The sequence below is a fragment of the Mesorhizobium sp. RCAM 05104 genome (assembly GCF_059683645.1).
This window is the reverse complement of sequence record NZ_CM185033.1, coordinates 6,588,028-6,605,957: the sequence shown is the minus strand read 5'-3', so window position 1 is coordinate 6,605,957 and position 17,930 is coordinate 6,588,028. Positions and strand designations below refer to the sequence as shown.

At 63.7% G+C, this 17,930-nt stretch carries 17 protein-coding genes and 1 pseudogene; 10 read left to right on the top strand and 8 right to left on the bottom strand.

Annotated features, from left to right (window positions below; translation table 11 throughout):
- Positions 1–550: 550 nt before the first annotated feature.
- Positions 551–982, top strand: a complete 432-nt coding sequence (locus tag AC56QP_RS32275) for a cupin domain-containing protein (protein WP_489861851.1) — start codon at positions 551–553, stop codon at positions 980–982.
- Between the two features lie 90 nt (positions 983–1,072).
- On the opposite strand, the pseudogene AC56QP_RS32270 reads toward AC56QP_RS32275, so the two are convergent.
- A pseudogene (locus tag AC56QP_RS32270) lies at positions 1,073–1,520 on the bottom strand (carboxymuconolactone decarboxylase family protein).
- Positions 1,521–1,644: 124 nt separating this feature from the next.
- Positions 1,645–2,073 carry an SRPBCC family protein gene (locus AC56QP_RS32265; protein ID WP_489861852.1) on the bottom strand — a complete coding sequence of 143 codons (429 nt, stop codon included), beginning with the start codon at positions 2,071–2,073 and terminating at the stop codon, positions 1,645–1,647.
- Positions 2,074–2,278: 205 nt separating this feature from the next.
- Here AC56QP_RS32265 and AC56QP_RS32260 point away from each other — a divergent pair, with 205 nt between their 5' ends.
- The 3 genes from AC56QP_RS32260 to AC56QP_RS32250 all read left to right on the top strand — a co-directional run bounded on the left by AC56QP_RS32260 (position 2,279) and on the right by AC56QP_RS32250 (position 4,089).
- Positions 2,279–3,037, top strand: a complete 759-nt coding sequence (locus AC56QP_RS32260) for a copper homeostasis protein CutC (RefSeq protein WP_489861853.1) — start codon at positions 2,279–2,281, stop codon at positions 3,035–3,037.
- Entirely contained in the window at positions 3,034–3,531 is a 498-nt protein-coding gene (locus AC56QP_RS32255; RefSeq protein WP_489861854.1) for a GNAT family N-acetyltransferase, read from the top strand. Before AC56QP_RS32260 ends, AC56QP_RS32255 begins: the two co-directional genes overlap by 4 nt.
- Before the next feature lie 69 nt (positions 3,532–3,600).
- On the top strand, positions 3,601–4,089 hold the full coding sequence (locus AC56QP_RS32250) for an SRPBCC family protein (RefSeq protein WP_489861855.1): 489 nt from the start codon (positions 3,601–3,603) through the stop codon (positions 4,087–4,089).
- A 15-nt stretch (positions 4,090–4,104) separates the two neighbouring features.
- On the opposite strand, the gene AC56QP_RS32245 is transcribed toward AC56QP_RS32250, so the two are convergent.
- The 4 genes from AC56QP_RS32245 to AC56QP_RS32230 form a co-directional block, all read right to left on the bottom strand.
- Positions 4,105–5,127 carry an acyltransferase family protein gene (locus AC56QP_RS32245; protein ID WP_489861856.1) on the bottom strand — a complete coding sequence of 341 codons (1,023 nt, stop codon included), beginning with the start codon at positions 5,125–5,127 and terminating at the stop codon, positions 4,105–4,107.
- Between the two features lie 399 nt (positions 5,128–5,526).
- Positions 5,527–6,324, bottom strand: a complete 798-nt coding sequence (locus tag AC56QP_RS32240; protein ID WP_489861857.1) for an FAD binding domain-containing protein — start codon at positions 6,322–6,324, stop codon at positions 5,527–5,529.
- A 12-nt stretch (positions 6,325–6,336) separates the two neighbouring features.
- Entirely contained in the window at positions 6,337–8,688 is a 2,352-nt protein-coding gene (locus AC56QP_RS32235) for a xanthine dehydrogenase family protein molybdopterin-binding subunit (RefSeq protein ID WP_489861858.1), read from the bottom strand.
- Positions 8,689–8,823: 135 nt separating this feature from the next.
- A complete protein-coding gene (locus tag AC56QP_RS32230; RefSeq protein WP_489861859.1) occupies positions 8,824–9,324 on the bottom strand; it encodes a (2Fe-2S)-binding protein in 501 nt (166 codons plus the stop codon).
- 246 nt (positions 9,325–9,570) lie between these two features.
- On the opposite strand from AC56QP_RS32230, the gene AC56QP_RS32225 reads away from it, so the two are divergent.
- Together AC56QP_RS32225 and AC56QP_RS32220 are read left to right on the top strand one after the other, a co-directional pair.
- Positions 9,571–10,755, top strand: coding sequence for an FIST N-terminal domain-containing protein (locus AC56QP_RS32225; RefSeq protein WP_497109005.1), 1,185 nt, complete (start codon positions 9,571–9,573; stop codon positions 10,753–10,755).
- A gap of 1 nt (position 10,756) precedes the next feature.
- Positions 10,757–12,097: a hybrid sensor histidine kinase/response regulator gene (locus AC56QP_RS32220; protein WP_269907957.1), complete on the top strand. Its 1,341-nt coding sequence runs from the start codon at positions 10,757–10,759 to the stop codon at positions 12,095–12,097.
- 47 nt (positions 12,098–12,144) lie between these two features.
- Here the strand turns inward: AC56QP_RS32220 and AC56QP_RS32215 are convergent, their stop codons facing one another.
- On the bottom strand, positions 12,145–12,828 hold the full coding sequence (locus AC56QP_RS32215; protein WP_167364913.1) for a response regulator: 684 nt from the start codon (positions 12,826–12,828) through the stop codon (positions 12,145–12,147).
- Positions 12,829–13,002: 174 nt separating this feature from the next.
- Between AC56QP_RS32215 and AC56QP_RS32210 the strand changes: the two genes are divergently transcribed.
- From AC56QP_RS32210 to AC56QP_RS32200, 3 genes are all read left to right on the top strand, one after another.
- On the top strand, positions 13,003–13,698 hold the full coding sequence (locus tag AC56QP_RS32210; protein ID WP_489861861.1) for a fumarylacetoacetate hydrolase family protein: 696 nt from the start codon (positions 13,003–13,005) through the stop codon (positions 13,696–13,698).
- A gap of 4 nt (positions 13,699–13,702) precedes the next feature.
- Positions 13,703–14,353 carry a maleylacetoacetate isomerase gene (gene maiA, locus AC56QP_RS32205; protein WP_489861862.1) on the top strand — a complete coding sequence of 217 codons (651 nt, stop codon included), beginning with the start codon at positions 13,703–13,705 and terminating at the stop codon, positions 14,351–14,353.
- A 123-nt stretch (positions 14,354–14,476) separates the two neighbouring features.
- Complete coding sequence (locus AC56QP_RS32200; protein ID WP_489861863.1) at positions 14,477–15,520, top strand: zinc-dependent alcohol dehydrogenase family protein; 1,044 nt, start codon at positions 14,477–14,479, stop codon at positions 15,518–15,520.
- A gap of 25 nt (positions 15,521–15,545) precedes the next feature.
- Here the strand turns inward: AC56QP_RS32200 and AC56QP_RS32195 are convergent, their stop codons facing one another.
- Entirely contained in the window at positions 15,546–16,409 is an 864-nt protein-coding gene (locus AC56QP_RS32195) for a DMT family transporter (RefSeq protein WP_497100922.1), read from the bottom strand.
- A 106-nt stretch (positions 16,410–16,515) separates the two neighbouring features.
- Between AC56QP_RS32195 and AC56QP_RS32190 the strand changes: the two genes are divergently transcribed.
- Positions 16,516–17,919 carry an aminotransferase-like domain-containing protein gene (locus AC56QP_RS32190; protein ID WP_489861864.1) on the top strand — a complete coding sequence of 468 codons (1,404 nt, stop codon included), beginning with the start codon at positions 16,516–16,518 and terminating at the stop codon, positions 17,917–17,919.
- Positions 17,920–17,930: the final 11 nt, after the last annotated feature.

Genomic DNA, 17,930 nt, shown 5'->3' with positions numbered 1-17,930 from the left:
TCTCCAAGACGCGGCGCCGGCCTACCGCGGCTTCCTGCAGCGGGGCAAAAAACGCCACTCCGTTCGTCGCGCGGCCGGCACCGGCCACCTACCCCTGTCATCGACCCACCCAATTTAAGTCAGCGCGCCGTGCTTGAAAGCGCAGCGATCTCTGTTACTTGCGGCGTGGGGTTAGTGCGTTTGGCTTGGGTAAGAAAAATTGGCAACGGCTTTAGTGAATGCGGAATGCCCGCACTGTCATGGCAGCGGCAGGGTTTTCGACTGCTCCAGATGGTATGCGTCAAAGGGGCATTGCTGCCCGCAAGGCACCCATCAGACCGGTTGCCCAGGAGAGACGCTCGCCTGTTCTGGATGTGCCGGCCTGGGGACGCTCGCAGAACCCAGGCTCAGTGCCGCGGCATAGCCCACGATCGGACAGCGGCAATCACGGAACAACCCGGCCCCCCGGCGCGGCCGGACGAAGGACGCGGGCCGGCAGGCTTCTCGCCAAAGACCCTACCTTGCACGCGGAGGGCCGCCGCGCGATGCTGACACTGCGCTGGAGCGAATCATGCGAAAAATTCTGATGTCTGGGCTGCTGCTCGCGGCGGTCTTTTCCGCAAACCCGGTTTGGGCACTGGACAGCAGCGGCACACCGGTCGTCGTCACGCCGCTTGCGTCACGCACGACAACCGCTTCCAGCCAGCCGATCACGCTGCCGCGGAAAAACGTGCAGGTCCTGGTTTCGACCTATGACATCGCGCCGGGCGCGACCTTGCCGGTGCACAGGCATCCCTTCCCCCGCTACGCCTATGTCGAAGCCGGGACGCTGAAGGTCACCAATGTCGAGAGCGGCAACAGCAACACCTACAAGACGGGCGATTTCATCATCGAGGTGATTGGACAGTGGCACCAGGCCACCAATATAGGCGACGGACCGGTCAAGCTGCTGGTTATCGATCAGGTCGAGGAAGGCGCCAAGAATACGGAGTTGCGCCAGTAGCCTGACGCAACTGCCGCTCGGGCAAACCCAAGCGGCAATGCGCGGCGAGTGAGCCGCATCGTCTCGAACGACCGCCCTGTACCCGAGGGCTCAGCCCCAGGCGCCGACCATCTGTCGTGTCGTGGCGTTCAGCCGGTTGAAGGCGTTGATCAGCGCGATCTGGATGACCAGGGCGGCCAGCGCCTTAGTGCCCGGCGGCTTCGTCCCAGACATCGTCCGGCACCGCGTCCGGCCGGTCGGCGAGCCTTGTGCCGGCCTCGGCGAGCGCCAGGGCCGCCCGTTCGGCATCGGTGAAGTAAGGCGTCTCCCGCCATGCCGCAAGGGCAAAGATGCGCTCGTCCTTTTCGCCGGCCTTTTTCAGTTCACGCGCATGCATGTCGACACAGGCGCTGCAGCTGTTGATCTGGCTGGCGCGCAGATGCATGAGCTTGCGTGTCACATAAGGCACCTCGGCCGCCTCGGTCGACTTGTCCAGCGCCAGCAGCGCCTGCAGGGCGCCGGGAATGAGCATCACCGGATTTTTGATCCTCGCTTGCATGTCCGTCTCCTTCTTGAAGCGTTTCGTCGGGGCGTGTTTTGCCAGACCCGGAAGCCGAGCATCCGGGTTGAATTGTTGCGATCGCCAGTTCCGCCGACTGGTTTGTTTGAGAAAAAGCCCGGTGTCAGCTCTGCCTGGCGGCCACCTGTTCGAGCCGCTCGAGGATACGCGGCCACCCGCCCCCCATGCCGGCATATCCGCGTTCGTCGGCGGGCCGGAATCCCGACTGCTCCATTCGCACCCGGGTCGCCGCGCCCTCGGGAGTGAGCGACCATGTCACCATGGTCTGCAGCCCGCTGTCCGATTCCGTCCCGTCGCCCCAGCTATAGGCAAGCAGGCGCGGCGCATCGACCCTCAGCACCACGCAATTCGTCACGCCGGACCAGCCTGGCACCGGCGTTGCCCGGAAGGTGAAGCGATGTCCCTCTTCCGCCACGAAGTCATTCTGCATCAGCCATTCGGCAACGAGATGAGGCACGGTCAATGCGCGCCATATCTTTTCGGCAGCGTGCGGGATCAGACGTTCGACGACAATCGATTTGGTTTCAGTCATGTCCACTCCTTGTCGATCGAGAACGACGCTGCGCTGCCCACACGATCAATAACCCGTTGGCTATAGGTTGATCAATAACTCAACGGTTATAAGACTGTCAAGCCGGGAAATGCAGCCTGGCCCAAGTGGCGGCGCGCTGTTCGCGCTTTCGCGCCAAGCTGCCCGATGCTAGGGCTGACGCCGACATCATCGACTGGATCGCCCCTTGACCAAACAACCTCGCCTGCCGCTGATCGAAATCTGTGTCGAGGGCATCGATGGCCTTTTGGCAGCGCAGGCTGCCGGCGCCGACCGGGTCGAACTGTGCGCCAGCTTGGTAGAAGGCGGCATCACGCCGAGCCTCGGCACGGTGCGCGCCGCCCTCGACCAGGCGACCGTGCCGTTTCACGTCATGGTGCGGCCGCGCGGCGGCGATTTTCTCTACAGCGACGCCGAATATCGCTCGATGCTTGCCGATGTCGCCGCGCTGCGCGACCTCGGCGTGCCCGGCGTCGTATTTGGCTGCCTGAACGCCGATGGCACCATCGACGAAGAGCGCATGAGCGAGTTGACGAAGGCCGCCGGGCCTCTGAACGTCACCTGCCACCGTGCCTTCGACATGACGCGCGATCCGGCCGAGGCGCTGGAAGTGCTGATCCGCTGCAAGGTCGGCCGCGTACTGACCAGCGGCCAGCGCGATACCGCCATCGAAGGCATCTCGCTGTTGGCGGATCTGGTGCGGCAGGCCGGCGACCGCATCGTTATCCTCGGCTGTGGCGGGCTCGACCTTGGCAACATCGCCGAAGTGCTGAGGAAAACGGGACTGGCCGAAATGCATTTCGCCGCCCTCAGAGAGGTGCCAAGCGCCATGCATTACCGCAATCCCCACGTCGGCATGGGCGGCTCCGACCTCGACCGTGAGTATCGCAACACTCTGACCGACACACCGCTGGTGGCGGCGACGATCGCGGCGGCCAAGGCATGACCGCGACCCCTGCCGCGATCAGCCCTGTAGCGCCCGAAGACGAAGCGGCGATCCTGGCGCTCAACAACGAGCACGCAGCCGAACTGTCTTGGCTGGAGCCAGAGCGGCTGTCCTTCCTGCTCGGCGAGGCCTTCTATGCGCGCCGCATTGGCGACCTCGAAGCCTTCATCATGACCTTCGATCAGGACGCCGGTTACGACAGTCCCAATTTTCTGTGGTTTTGCGAACGCTACCCGTGCTTCGTCTATGTCGACCGTGTCGTCGTCGCGGCGCAAGCGCGCGGCCGCGGCCATGCCCGCCGGCTTTACCAGGACCTGTTCGATCATGTCGCGGCCGCCGGCCACACGCTGGTCACCTGCGAGGTCAATATCGATCCGCCCAACCCGGCTTCCGATGCCTTTCACGCCGCCCTGGGCTTCGCCGAAGTCGGCGACGCCGTCATCCATGGCGGCAAGAAGGCGGTGCGCTACTATGTCAGGCAGATCCCCGCCTGATCCGCTGGCGCTGGCCACATAAAAAAGCCGCAGCTAATATGGATGTTTCCGCCAACCGGAGGAAGCGCCATGCCAAGCAATGTCTTCCGTTTCGACGAAAGCTGGCACATCCCCGAGGGCACGCCACTGGAAGTGTGGGAGGTGCTCTCGGATGCCGAACTGCTGCCGCTCTGGTGGGGTGACGTCTACAAGGAAGTGGTGCCGCTGGACAGGAGAGGCAAGGCGATCATCGGTTCGCGCGCAAGGGCGCGGGCTCGCGGCGCCCTGCCCTATGAGCTGAATTTCATCATCGAGGCCGCGGAGCTCGAACCAGGCCGGCTGGTGGTGGTTAAGACCCATGGCGATTTCGACGGGCTGTGGCGGGCCGAATTGTCGCCGTCGGGCACCGGCACCCATGTCCAGCTGATCTGGCAGGTCACGGTCGAGAGACCCATCCTCAAATTCCTCGCACCGCTGCTGCGGCCGGCCTTCGCCTGGAACCACCGCTGGACGACGCCGCGCGGCGAAGCCGGCCTGCGGCGCTATCTTAGGGCGCGGAAAAACAGCGCCTCGGCCTGACGATGCCGGCGGTCTTCACCAATTGCGGTTGAGCCATTCGCGTGCCGGCCGCTCGACGACGTAGTAGCTGCAGAGCGCGCAGGCAAAGACCCCGGCCAGCATCGGCCATGGGTTGCTGCCTTGCTCATAGACGAATTTGTAGAACGGCTGCTGCCACAGATACAGCGAATACGACCACAGCCCCAGCATCGTCATCGGCGATGAGGACAGCAATCCGGTCAGATAGCCGGTGTTGAAATCGAGCGCGTTGACGGCGAGCGCCAGCAGCGGCACCGCCACGAGATAGTGGATCGGCGTCGGCACCGGATCGAGGAAAAGCACAATCGCGCCGACCGTTGCCGCCAGCGCCACGTGCGTGCCCCTGAACACCGCCGGCAGCCTGCCCTCGGCCTTGAGCAGGCAGATCGATGCCGACAGCAGGATCGACGCGATGTGCACGTCGGTGCGCCAGTAGGTGGTCTCGTAGTCCAGATCGAACACCCAGTACGAGATCGCGCCGTTCGCCATGGCAAGCAGGGCCAGTGTCACCAGCAGTGGGATCACGCGGTTGCGGCTGAAGACGAGCGCGCTGATCAGCGCCAGGATGATATAGGCGTGCTCCTCGACGCAAAGCGACCAGATATGGTCTAGCGCCCCGGCCCGGGTAACGAGAATGCCGGCATAATTGTAGGTGAATGTCAGCGCCGTCAGCGCCGCCTTCCATTTGAAGGCGATGAATGTGCCGGAGAGCGCAATCATGGCAACGATGACGAACACCAGCAGAGCCGGATAGATGCGCGAGAAGCGACGCTTGAAGAATTTCTTCAGCGGGTAGCGTTCGATGAAAAGGATCTCGGCCATCAGCCGGCCGCTGAGCACGAAGAAGAACTCGACGCCCAGCACCCCGAGATTGATTCCGGGAACAGGGAAAAAATGGCCGATCAGCACCAGGGCTATCGACAGGCCGCGCCAGCCGTCGAGATAGGCCAATCTTGTCCTGGCCGATCTGTCGGTGACGGTTAGAGACCGAACCATATGGGTTGCGGAAATGTCGGACATTCCGATCCTTTCGCATTGGTCATGCGAAAGGGTACGGCGGTACGCTGTCCGAACCCGGTTCGCATTCCCGCCCCAGGTCATATTGCAGTGCAATATCAATTTGTGCAAGTGCGAGATTGCTGCCACGGCAGTTTCAGGGCAGCAAGCGGCCGGAACTGCTTGAAGCAAAGGAGGTTGGTGCGGCAACGATTCTTTCAGGAACTGGACGACTACGGCCCGCCACATACGAAAAAGGGGCCGCGAAGGCCCCTTTCCATGTCGGCAACTGCCAAGCGATTCCAGGGGAAAGTGTGAGACGGTTTTCCCGGGAAAAGCGCATAGCGCTTTCCCCTGGGAATTGCCTCAAGACAAAGAGAGGGAGCGGTTCGGCGTTTTCGTGAACGATGAACCGCTTTGTCGTCAGGCGTTGGCTGCCGCCACCGCGCGCTTGGCCATCACCGCGATCAGATTTGCGCGGTAGTCGGCCGAGGCGTGGATGTCGGTCATCAAATTCTTCGCCGGCACCTTGACGCCGTCGAGCGCGGCGGCCGCGAAATTCTTGGCGAGCGCTGCCTCGATCTCCTTCGAGCGGAAGACGCCGTCATCGCCGGCGCCGGTGACGGCAACGCTGACGCCGTCCTTGCCCTTGGCCACGAACACGCCGACGATCGCGTAGCGCGATGCCGGGTTGCGGAACTTCTCATAGGCCGCCTTGGCTGGCGCCGTGAAGGTGATGGCGGTGACGATCTCGCCGTCCTTCAAAGACGTCTCGAACAGGCCCTTGAAGAACTTGTCGGCGGCGATCTGGCGCTTATTGGTGACGATGGTGGCGCCCAGCGCCAGCAGCGCCGCCGGATAGTCGGCCGCCGGATCGTTGTTGGCGATCGAGCCCCCGATCGTCCCCCGGTGGCGCACCGCCGGATCGCCGATCAGCGACGCGAGATGGGCAAGCGCCGGACACGCCTTCTTCAGCTTCTCGTCCCGGGCGACGTCGTAGTGCGTGGTGGCGGCGCCGATGGTGACGGTCTTGCCCGACACCTTGACGCCTTGCAGGTCCTTGATCCGCGACAGGTCGACAAGATCGGAAGGTGCCGCGAGCCGCGTCTTCATGGCCGGGATCAGCGTCATGCCGCCCGACAGCAGCTTGGCGTCGCCGGTCTTGACGAGCTTAGCGGCATCCGTGACCGAGGCGGCGCGGTGATAGTTGACCGAATACATGCTTCTTCCTCCTCAGTGTTTCGTCGTCGCGCGGATCGCTGCCCACACGGTGGACGGCGAAGCCGGCATGGCGAGATCGTTGCTGCCGATGGCGTCGGTGATGGCGTTGATCACCGCCGGCGGCGAGCCGATGGCGCCGGCCTCGCCACAACCCTTGATGCCGAGCGGATTGCCCGGGCACGGCGTGTTCGAGGTCGAGACCTTGAACGACGGCAGGTCGCCGGCGCGCGGCATGGTGTAGTCCATGTAGCTCGCGGTCAAAAGCTGGCCGCTATTGTCATAGTGGGCACCCTCGAGCAGAGCCTGGCCGATGCCTTGCGCTAGTCCGCCATGCACCTGGCCTTCGACGATCATCGGGTTGATGATGTTGCCGAAATCGTCGGCTGCGACGAACTGGATGATCTCGGTGGTACCGGTTTCCGGGTCGACCTCGACCTCGCAAATGTAGCAGCCGGCCGGGAAGGTGAAGTTCGACGGATCGTAGAACGCCGTCTCCTTCAACCCGGGCTCCATCCCGCCCGGCAGATTGTGGGCGGTATAGGCGGCGAGCGCCATCTGGAACCACGGCACGTTCTTGTCGGTGCCGGCCACCTTCAGCGCGCCGTTCTCGATGACGATGTCGCCCTCATCGGCCTCGAGCAGGTGGGCGGCAATCTTCTTGGCCTTGGCCTCGACCTTGTCGAGCGCCTTGACGATCGCCGACATGCCGACCGCGCCCGAGCGTGACCCATAGGTGCCCATGCCCATCTGCACCTTGTCGGTGTCGCCGTGAATGATCGAGACCGAATCGAGCGGCACGCCAAAGCGCTCGTTGACCAGCTGCGCGAAGGTCGTTTCATGGCCCTGGCCGTGGCTGTGCGAACCGGTCAGAACCTCGATCGTGCCGACCGCGTTGACGCGAACCTCGGCACTTTCCCAAAGGCCGACACCGGCCCCGAGGCTGCCGACCGCCGCCGACGGCGCGATACCGCAGGCCTCGATGTAGCAGCTCATGCCGATGCCGCGCAGCAGCCCCTTCTTGGCGGCGGCGGCCTTGCGCTTGGCAAAGCCGGCATAGTCCGACGCCTTCATCGCGGCATCGAGAGAGGCCGCATAGTCGCCGGCGTCATAGCACATGATGACCGGCGTCTGGTGCGGGAACGAGGTGATGAAGTTCTTGCGCCGCAGCTCCGCCGGCGAAACGCCGAACTGGCGCGCCGCGGTCTCCATCATGCGCTCCATAACGAAGGTCGCTTCCGGCCGCCCCGCCCCGCGATAGGCGTCGACCGGCGCGGTGTTGGTGTAGATCGCCTTCACATTGGCGTGGATGGCCGGGATGTTGTACTGGCCCGACAGCAGCGTCGCGTAGAGATAGGTCGGCGTCGCTGACGAGAACAGCGACATGTAGGCGCCGAGATTGGCCTTGGTCTCGACCTTCAGGCCAAGAATCTTGTGGTCCTTGTCGAAAGCCATTTCAGCGTGGGTGTGATGGTCGCGGCCATGCGCGTCGGTGAGGAAGCTCTCGGTGCGGTCGGCCACCCATTTGACCGGCACGCCGGTCTTCTTCGACGCCCAAAGACAGACGATCTCTTCCGGATAGATGTAGATCTTCGAGCCGAAGCCGCCGCCGACATCCGGTGCTATGACGCGCAGCTTGTTTTCCGGCGCGACATTGTAGAAGGCGCTCATCACCAGCCGCGCGACATGCGGGTTCTGCGACGTCGTCCAGCAGGTGTAGTGGTCCTCCGCCTTGTCGTAATGACCAAGGGCGGCGCGCGGCTCCATGGCGTTGGGCACCAGGCGATTGTTGATGATGTCCATCTTGACGACATGGGCCGCCTTCTGGAAGGCCGCCGCCGTATCGTCGGCGTTGCCGATGTCCCAGTCGAAGATCAGGTTGTTGTCGGCCTCGGGATGGATCTGCGGCGCGTCCTTGTCCATCGCCTTCGAGGCGTCGACGACGGCCTTCAGCTCCTTGTAGGTGATCTCGACCGCCTCGGCCGCGTCACGCGCCTGCCCCTTGGTCTCGGCGACGACGATGACGACGGCATCGCCGACATACCGCACCTTGTCGAAGGCCAGCGGCGACCACGCCCCCATCTTCATCGGCGAGCCATCCTTGGAGTGGATCATCCAGCCGCAGATGAGGTTGCCGATACCGTCGGCCTTGAGCTCCTTGCCGGTCAGCACGCCAATGACGCCGGGCATGGCTTGAGCCTTTTTGACGTCGATCTTCTTGATCTGCGCATGCGCGTGCGGGCTGCGCACGAAGGCCGCATGCTTCATGCCGGGGACCACCATATCGTCGACATAGCGGCCGGCACCGGTGATGAACCTTTTGTCTTCCTTGCGCGCCACACGAGCGCCAACACCTTCAATACCCATCAGAAATTCCTCCCGAATTGCCGAAATAGCGAATAGTGAGTAGCGAATAGCAAGGGGCGGTTGGGATGAGTTGGCGCCTAGTCAGAGGAACTGACCGCGCTGATCCCTGTTCGCCATTCCCTATTCGCGTTTTCCCTAGGCAGCCTGCCTGGCTTTGCCCTTCGACGCCTTGGACATCGTCTTCGATGCGGCGAGGATCGCCTTCACGATGTTGTGGTAGCCGGTGCAGCGGCAGATATTGCCTTCGAGTTCGGCGCGCACCGTCGCCTCGTCGAGGCCTTCGGGGTGGCGGTTGATCATGTCGGTCGCCGTCATGATCATTCCCGGCGTGCAGAAGCCGCACTGGAGCCCATGATGCTCCTTGAACGCGGCCTGCACCGGATGCAGGTCGGCGCCATTGGCCAGGCCTTCGATCGTCACGATGGTCGAGCCGGAAGCCTGTACCGCGAGCATCGTGCACGACTTGACCGCCTTGCCGTCGACATGCACGACGCAGGTACCGCATTGCGAGGTGTCACAACCGACATGCGTGCCGGTAAGGCCGAGATTCTCCCGCAAGAAATGAACCAGCAGCGTTCGGTCCTCGGCAACGCCGCTGACCCGCTTTCCGTTCACCATCAACGAAACGTCCGACATGAATCCTCCCTGGGTATAACCTTGGTCATCACGCTGCCGACGCGGTGTTGGCGCTTCGGGCATGCGTTATTCGTACACTGCATAACGTACAAAAAACAGCACGTCGAAAACTCGGCTCATTGTACTTTCGGTCATGGCCGGGCAAAACGTACAATCCGGTCTCCCCATTGCCAAAACGCCGATTGGAGACAACAATGCCATGCGACGCCCGCGCGCCCGACGCGCATAAAAACAGCGTCGGAGGAAATGCGGAGGACGCCGCTGGCCAGTTCACGGACCCGCTATGCATGCGGTCTGTCGGTGCTCACCTCGGACGAGCCCGACCCGAACGCTTTTGCACGTGCGGTGGCCACTGAGGCCGCCGCCATCGATGCCGGCTTTGCCCTGCTGTTCTTCTCCCAAAGCCTGGTCGAGGCCAGCGCCCTTTCCCGGGCACTCAAGACCCATGCGCCGGCGCTCCACCACGCCGGTTGCTCGACCGCCGGCGAGATTACGCCGCAAGGCCTCGAGGACGGCCATGTGCTCGCCATGCTGCTTCCCTCGGCGTCATTCACCGCGGTCAGCACGATGGTCGACGATCTGTCCTCCTCGGGCATGGACAGGATCACCGGTGAGGTCGAGGCGCTGAGGCGCGCGTTGCGTGGGCGCGTCGGCCATGAGCAGACCAGGAACACGTTCGCGCTTTGCTTCATCGATGGGCTCTCCTATGCCGAGGAGGCGGTTAGTTCGGCCATCCACTGGGGTCTCGACGACATACCGCTGCTCGGCGGCTCGGCTGGCGATGACCTGAAATTCGAGACGACACGGCTGATCTCGAATGGCAGGGTCACCTCCGACAGCGCCATCATCGTGCTGATCGCCACGGAAATTCCCTTCCATGTCTTCAAGACCGACAACTTCGTTCCCACCGACGAAAAGCTGGTGGTGACGTCATCCGATCCCGATCACCGCATCGTGCGCGAGTTCAACGCCACCAACGCGGCGGAGGAATATGCCGCCTCTGTCGGTATCCTCCCGCAGACATTGACGCCGCTGAGCTTTGCCTCGCATCCAGTGGTGGTGAAGGTGGGCGGCGAATACTATTGCCGCTCCATCCAGAAGATGCACCCGGACGGCTCGCTGTCGTTCTTCTGCGCCATCGACGACGGCGTCGTGCTGTCGATCGCCCAGCCGATGGACATGGTCGGATCGACGCGCGCCGCGCTGCGGGATGTCGAGGAGAGGCTTGGCGGCATCGACATGATCCTCGGCTTCGACTGCGTGCTGCGCCGGCTCGACGCGCGCAACCGTCAGGTCTTCCGAGACATTTCGGAGCTCTACCGGGTCAATAATGTCATCGGCTTCGGCACCTATGGCGAACAGTACCGGTCCATGCATTTGAACCAGACTTTCACCGGCATCGCCTTTGGCGAACGCCAGGCGGCGGAATAAGATGCCGCTCAGGGACATCAACGACCTCGAGAGGCTGAAGAAGATCAACGCGGCGCTGGTCAGCCGCGTCGAGCGATCGATGGACCAGCAAGGCAACGCCTTCTCACTGTTCCAGACCGCGATTTCGCTGGAAAATCGAGTGCGTACGCGCACCGAGGAGTTGCACTCGACGCTGCGCAGGCTGGAACAATCCAACATCGATCTCAGCGCCGCCAAGGAAAACGCCGAACTGGCGAACCTGTCCAAGACCCGCTTCCTCGCCGCCGCCAGCCACGACGTGCTGCAGCCGCTGAACGCCGCCCACCTCTCCGTCTCGGCGCTCGCCGAAGTGCAGACCAGTGACGAGGGCAGGAAGCTGGTACGGCAGGTCGAGCGCTCGCTGGAGACGATGGAGGACCTGCTGCGCACACTGCTCGACATCTCCAAGCTCGACGCCGGCGTGGTGCAACCCGACATCGGCGACGTCAGCCTGGAGGCGCTGTTCTCGTCGCTGCGCTCGGATTTCCAGCCGGTCGCGGAACTGAAGGGGCTGTCGCTGAAGTTCCGGCCGGTCAATGCGGTGGTCCGCTCCGACCGGACGTTGCTGCGCCGCATCCTGCAGAACATTCTTTCCAACGCGCTGGGCTATACGCGCTCGGGCGGCGTGCTTGTCGGCACCAGGCATCGCGGCGACACCATCCGCATCGACGTCGCCGATACCGGTTGCGGAATTCCCGACGACCAGCGCGAGGCGGTTTTCGAGGAATTCCACCGCGGCACCTCGCCGGCCAATGCCGAACTGGATGGCGGTGGTCTTGGGCTCGGGCTCGCCATCGTGCGCCGCATGGCCAGCGCGCTCGGCCATCCCGTGACCTTTTCATCAAAGGTCGGGCGCGGCACCATCTTCCACATCGATGTTCCGGTCGGCATCGGCGCCCCCGCCGACGCCATCGCCAATCTCGCCGACATGGAGCGGCCGCGCGGCTACGGCCTGTTCGGCACCAAGGTGCTGCTGGTCGAGAACGATGCCGAGGTGCTGCAGGCCATGACCTTCCTGCTCGAACGCTGGCAATGCCTGGTGAGGGCCGCGACCTCGACCGACGATGCGCTCGACCTGCTTGGCGACACCGACTGGGTGCCCGACATCGTCATTGCCGACCAGCATCTCGACGGCGGCGATCTCGGCACCGCCACCATCGCCGAGGTCCGCGACTATCTCGGCCGCGCCGTGCCGGCGCTGATCGTCACCGCCGACAGTTCCGAAGCGGTTGCCAAGGCAGCGCGTGCGGGTGGCATCGAACTGATGCGCAAGCCGGTGAAGCCGGCGCAACTGCGCGCGCTGCTGGCGCATCTGCTGGCTTAGACCTTCCACCCTGTTGGATATGCGCGCAACGTCGGGCGGATAAAAGATCAAAATCCGCCCTGGTCCCGAAACAGCTCCGCATTGTCCAGCTTCGAGACCTCGATGACAGCCTGGGTGCGGCTATAGACATTGAGCTTGCGCAGGATTTCGGAGACATGCGCCTTGACCGTGGTTTCGCCGACCTGCAGCTCATAGGCGATCTGCTTGTTGAGCAGGCCCTGGCGCAGCATCTGCAGCACCCGCAACTGTTGCGGCGTCAGCGTGGACAGGCGCTGCACCATGTCGGCACGGTCGACGCTATCGGCGTCCGGTGTACGGCCTTCATAGGTTTCCGGCACGTAGATCGCGCCTTCCATCACCGAGCGGATGGCGGCAGCCAGGTCGCTCTTGCGCGCCGATTTCGGAATGAAGCCGGCCGCGCCGTAAGACAGCGCCTCGGAAATGATCTTCGGCTCCTCATAGCCCGAGACGATGACCACCGGCAGGCGCGGATAACGGGTCCTGAGTTGCAGCAGGCCATCAAATCCGTGCACGTCGGGCATGCTGAGGTCTAGCAGCGCAAGATCGAACGGCTTGGCGCCGGCCAGAAGCTCAAGCGCCTCGGTGATCGAGCGCGCCTCCACCGTGTCGACTTCCGGATAGGCCATCTGCACCGCGCTGTGCAGCGCCTCGCGAAACAGCGGGTGGTCGTCGATGATCAGGAACCGGGCGCGATCGTGGACTGCGGTCATGGGGTTCATTTCAGTTCAGAGGCGATTAGAATAATCTCGCCAGCATGGCCAGATTATTGCCAAATAGTATATCGCCATCTCTTGGAAAGAGCCGGGCCCGGCGTTTCCGATGACAATCGCCTTGCCCGGCCATCCAAATCGGTCGAATGTTCCAGCAACCAAGCAGAGACCTACATGACAGAGTTCGTCCTTCCCCCGCCAGCAATCGCATCGGTGGCCATTGCGGGTTCGCCGGAACGTTTCGCGGTGCGGCGCATCTTCTGCGTCGGCCGCAACTATGCGGCGCATGCCCGCGAGTTCGGCAATGACGAGCGCGATCCGCCCTTCTTCTTCACAAAGCCGGCCGACGCGGTGGTCGATTCCGGGGCGACGATCCCCTACCCGCCCTTGACCGGCAATTTGCACCACGAGATCGAACTCGTTGCCGCGATCGGCAAGCCGGGCTTCCGCATCGCCCGCGAGCAGGCGCTGGATCATGTCTGGGGTTACGGCGTCGGCATCGACCTCACCCGCCGCGACCTGCAGGACGAAGCCAAGAAGATGGCGCGACCCTGGGACTGGTCGAAAGCCTTTGACCGTTCCGCCCCCTGCGGCCCGCTCATCCCCGCGGCAAAATCCGGCCACCCGCAAAAGGGCCGCATCTGGCTTGCCGTCGACGGCAAGGTCAGGCAGGACGCCGACCTCACCGAGCTGATCTGGCCGATATCAGATATCGTGTCGATCTGCAGCGAGGCCATGGAATTGCAGCCCGGCGACCTGATTTTCACCGGCACGCCGGCCGGCGTCGGCGCGGTCAGGCCAGGCGGGACAATGACCGGCGGCGTCGACGGCATCGGCACCATCGAAATAACGGTCGGCCAGCCGAAGTGAACGCATGAGCGATATCGTCCTCCACAACTACTATCGCTCCTCCACCTCCTATCGGGTGCGGATCGCGCTGGAGATGAAGGATCTGACCTACGACTACATCCCTCATCATCTGCGGCATGGCGAGCATCTGGAGCCCGCCTATCTCGCCGTCAATCCGCAAGGATTGGTGCCGGCCCTTGTGTTGAGCAACGGCACGCTGCTGACCCAGTCGCTGGCGATCATCGAATTTCTTGACGAGACCAATCCCGAACCGCCGCTGCTTCCCAAGGACGCGATCGGCCGGGCCCATGTCAGGATGCTGGCGCAGATGATCGCCTGCGACATCCATCCGGTGAACAATCTGCGCGTGCTGACCTCGCTGCGCACACTGTTCGGTGCCGGCGACCAGGACATCACCAACTGGTTCCGTCACTGGGTGAACGAGGGTTTTCAGCCGCTCGAAAAGATCCTCGCGTCGTCGCAAGAGACCGGAAAGTTCTGCCATGGCGACACGCCGGGGCTGGCCGACATCTGCCTGGCCGCGCAGGTCACCAACAACGCCCGCTTCGGCGTCGACATGACGCCTTACCCAACGATCGCCCGCATCAACGCCGCCTGCATGACACTGCCGGCCTTCCAGAAGGCCGCACCCCAGAACCAGGTCGATGCCGAATAGGACTTCATTGGTCCACGTAGCATCAGCATCCAGAGCAGCATGTCTGGCGGAATCGATTTCCGCTTGACCGGACAGGGAATCGGCTATCGTTTCCTGAGGGCCGCGTGAAGGGTGGAGTGACCAATGAGAGCCGTCGTCTTCGAGAAATTCGGCGAAGCGCCGACGATCCAGACCGTTCCCGATCCGAAGCCGGCTGCCGATGGCGTCGTCATCAAGGTCGAGGCGACCGGCCTGTGCCGCAGCGACTGGCATGGCTGGATGGGTCATGACGCCGATATCACGCTGCCGCACGTGCCGGGTCATGAACTGGCCGGCATCGTGGTTGCCGCAGGCAAGCAAGTGACCCGCTGGAAGGCCGGCGAGCGTGTCACCGTGCCCTTCGCCGTCGGCTGCGGCCGCTGCTTCGAATGCACCTCGGGCAACCATCAGGTCTGCGAACACCAGTCCCAGCCCGGCTTCAACGCCTGGGGCTCCTTCGCCGAATATGTCGGCATCGAGCATGCCGACACCAATCTCGTGCGCTTGCCTGACGAAATGGAATTCGCCACCGCCGCCAGCCTCGGCTGCCGCTTCGTCACTTCTTTCCGCGCCATCGTCGACCAGGGCCGGGTGACACCGGGCGAATGGGTGGCGGTGCATGGCTGCGGCGGCGTCGGCCTGTCGGCGATCATGATCGCCAGCGCCATGGGCGCCAATGTCATCGCCATCGACCTCACCGACGAGAAGCTGGAGTTCGCCAAGAAGATCGGTGCGGTGGCGACCATCAATGCGTCCACGACGCCGAACGTGGTCAAGGCGGTCAAGCAGATCACCAATGGCGGCGCGCATATGTCGATGGACGCGCTCGGCCACCCCACCACCTCGTTCAACTCGATTGCGAACCTGCGCCGGCGCGGTCGCCATGTGCAGGTCGGCCTGATGCTGGGCGAGCACGCCCGCCCGCAGGTGCCGATGGACAAGGTGATCGCCTTCGAACTCGAGATTCTCGGCAGCCATGGCATTCAGGCCTATCGCTACCCAGCGATGATGGAAATGATCCGCCACGGCAAGCTCAAGCCCGAACTGCTGGTCGGCAAGAAGATCAGCCTCGACGAAGCGCCGGCCGCATTGATGGCGATGGGTGGCTTCGAGGGCATCGGCATCGGTGTGGTGACGAAGTTCCAGTAGCGGGAGCCCCCTCCCGCGAAGCCACTTATCTCGCAAACTTCTTCGCGCCGAACACGCACAGCACCACACCGAGCGTGACGACAACCATCAACGAACTGACCTGTTCATGCAGCAGCGTCGCCGCCAGCGCCAGGCCAAAGAAGGGCTGCAGCAGCTGCAATTGCCCCACGGCGGCGATGCCGCCCTGCGCCAGGCCGCGATACCAGAACACGAAGCCGATCAGCATGCTGAACAGCGAGACATAGGCAAGACCGATCCAGGCGTTGGAGCCGACGGCGGCGAAGGACGGCGGTAGCGTTGCGAATGTCAGCACCAGCATGACCGGCAGCGACAGCACCAGCGCCCAGCAGATCACCTGCCAGCCGCCGAGCCTACGTGACAGCGCCGCTCCCTCGGCATAGCCCAGGCCGCAGACGACGATGGCCGCAAGCATCAGACCGTCACCCACCGGCGAGGCGGTGACGCCCTGCGTCAGGGCAAAGCCCGCGACGAGCGCGCTGCCCACGCACGAAAACAGCCAGAACGCCGGACGAGGACGATCACCGCCACGCAGCACGCCGAAGATCGCGGTCGCCAGCGGCAGCAGACCGATGAAGATGATCGAGTGGGCCGAGGTGACGTGCTTGAGTGCCAGAGCGGTCAGCAAGGGAAAGCCGACCACCACGCCCAGCGCCACGATCACCAACGACAACAGATCCCCCCGCTCCGGGCGCTTCTGCCGGAACAGGAGCAGCATTGCCAGGCCAAGCAGTCCGGCAATCGCGGCCCGGGCCGATGTCACGAAGGTCGGGTCGAAATCCATGACCGCCACGCGCGTCGCCGGCAGCGAGCCGCTGAAGATCAGCACGCCGACGAATCCGTTCACCCAGCCGCTCGCGGTCTTGTCCATTCCAGGCTCCATTTCTTTCGCCCTCTATCGGGCCGGCGCATATGGTCTAGCCAGAGACAATGGGGTACAATTTCACAAAACTGTAATGGCATATCGAGCAGTACGGATGACGGACTTCGCTTTGGAAACCGACGGCGTGCGAACCCTTGTCGAGGGTGTGATGGCGACTATCCGTCAGCGGATCGCCGCGCGCAGCCTGACGCCGGGAGCGCGATTGCCCTCGATCCGAGCCTTCGCCAAATCCATGCAGGTGTCCAAATCCACCGTGGTCGAAGCCTATGAAAGGCTCGCGGCGGAAGGCGCGATCCGCTCCCGGCCCGGCTCGGGCTTTTATGCCGCCGGATCGCTGGCGCCGCTATCGCTGGCCGAGATCGGCCCCCGGCTCGACCGCGCCGTCGATCCGCTCTGGATCTCGCGACAGTCGCTCGACGCCGGCGACGATATGTTGAAACCCGGCTGCGGCTGGCTGCCGGCTTCCTGGATGCCGCAGGCAGGACTCCGCCGGGCGCTGCGTACGGCGGCGCGTGCCGACGACGTGGCCCTGGCGGACTACGGCACGCCGCTTGGTCTGCCGCCGCTGCGCCAACTTCTGGCACGGCGCATGGCCGGGCGTGGCATCGAAGCCTCGCCTGAACAGATCATACTGACGGAATCGGGCACGCAGGCCATCGACCTCCTGTGCCGGTTTCTGATCGAGCCCGGCGATACGGTGCTGGTCGACGACCCCTGCTATTTCAACTTCCACGCTCTGTTGCGCGCGCACCGGGCCAAGGTCGTCAGCGTTCCCTACACGCCGTCGGGGCCGGATATCGAGCTGTTCGCACAGGCGCTGGCCGAACACCGGCCGCGCCTCTACATCACCAATTCCGCCATCCACAATCCGACCGGCGCGATCCTGTCACCGGTCACCGCGCATCGGCTGCTGAAACTCGCCGACCAATCGGAGCTGACCATCATCGAGGACGACATCTTCGCCGATTTCGAACATGTCCCCGCTCCCAGGCTGGCGGCGTTCGATGGCCTGAGCCGCGTTGTTCACATCGGCAGCTTCTCCAAGACGTTGTCGGCGTCGGTGCGCTGCGGCTTCATCGCCGCACCGCGCGACTGGATCGAGCGCCTGACCGATCTCAAGATTGCCACGACGTTCGGCGGCGGGCGGCTTGCCGCCGAACTGGTGCTGACTCTCTTGAAGGACGGCAGCTACCGCAAGCACATGGATTTGCTGCGCGCGAAGCTCTCGCGCGCCATGGGCGAGACCAGCACTCGCCTGAAGGCGATCGGCATTACGCCCTGGATCGACCAGCCGGCCGGCCTGTTCCTGTGGTGCAGCCTGCCGGATGGCGTGGATGCGGCCGAAGTGGCCCGCCACGCTCTCGCCGACAACATCGTGCTGGCGCCCGGCAACGCGTTCAGCCTGTCCCGGACGGCCAGCCGCTTCCTGCGCTTCAACGTTGCCCAATGTGAAGACGATCGGATTTTCAAGGTGCTCGAGGCGGCAATGGTGCGTTGATTTCGTACGGT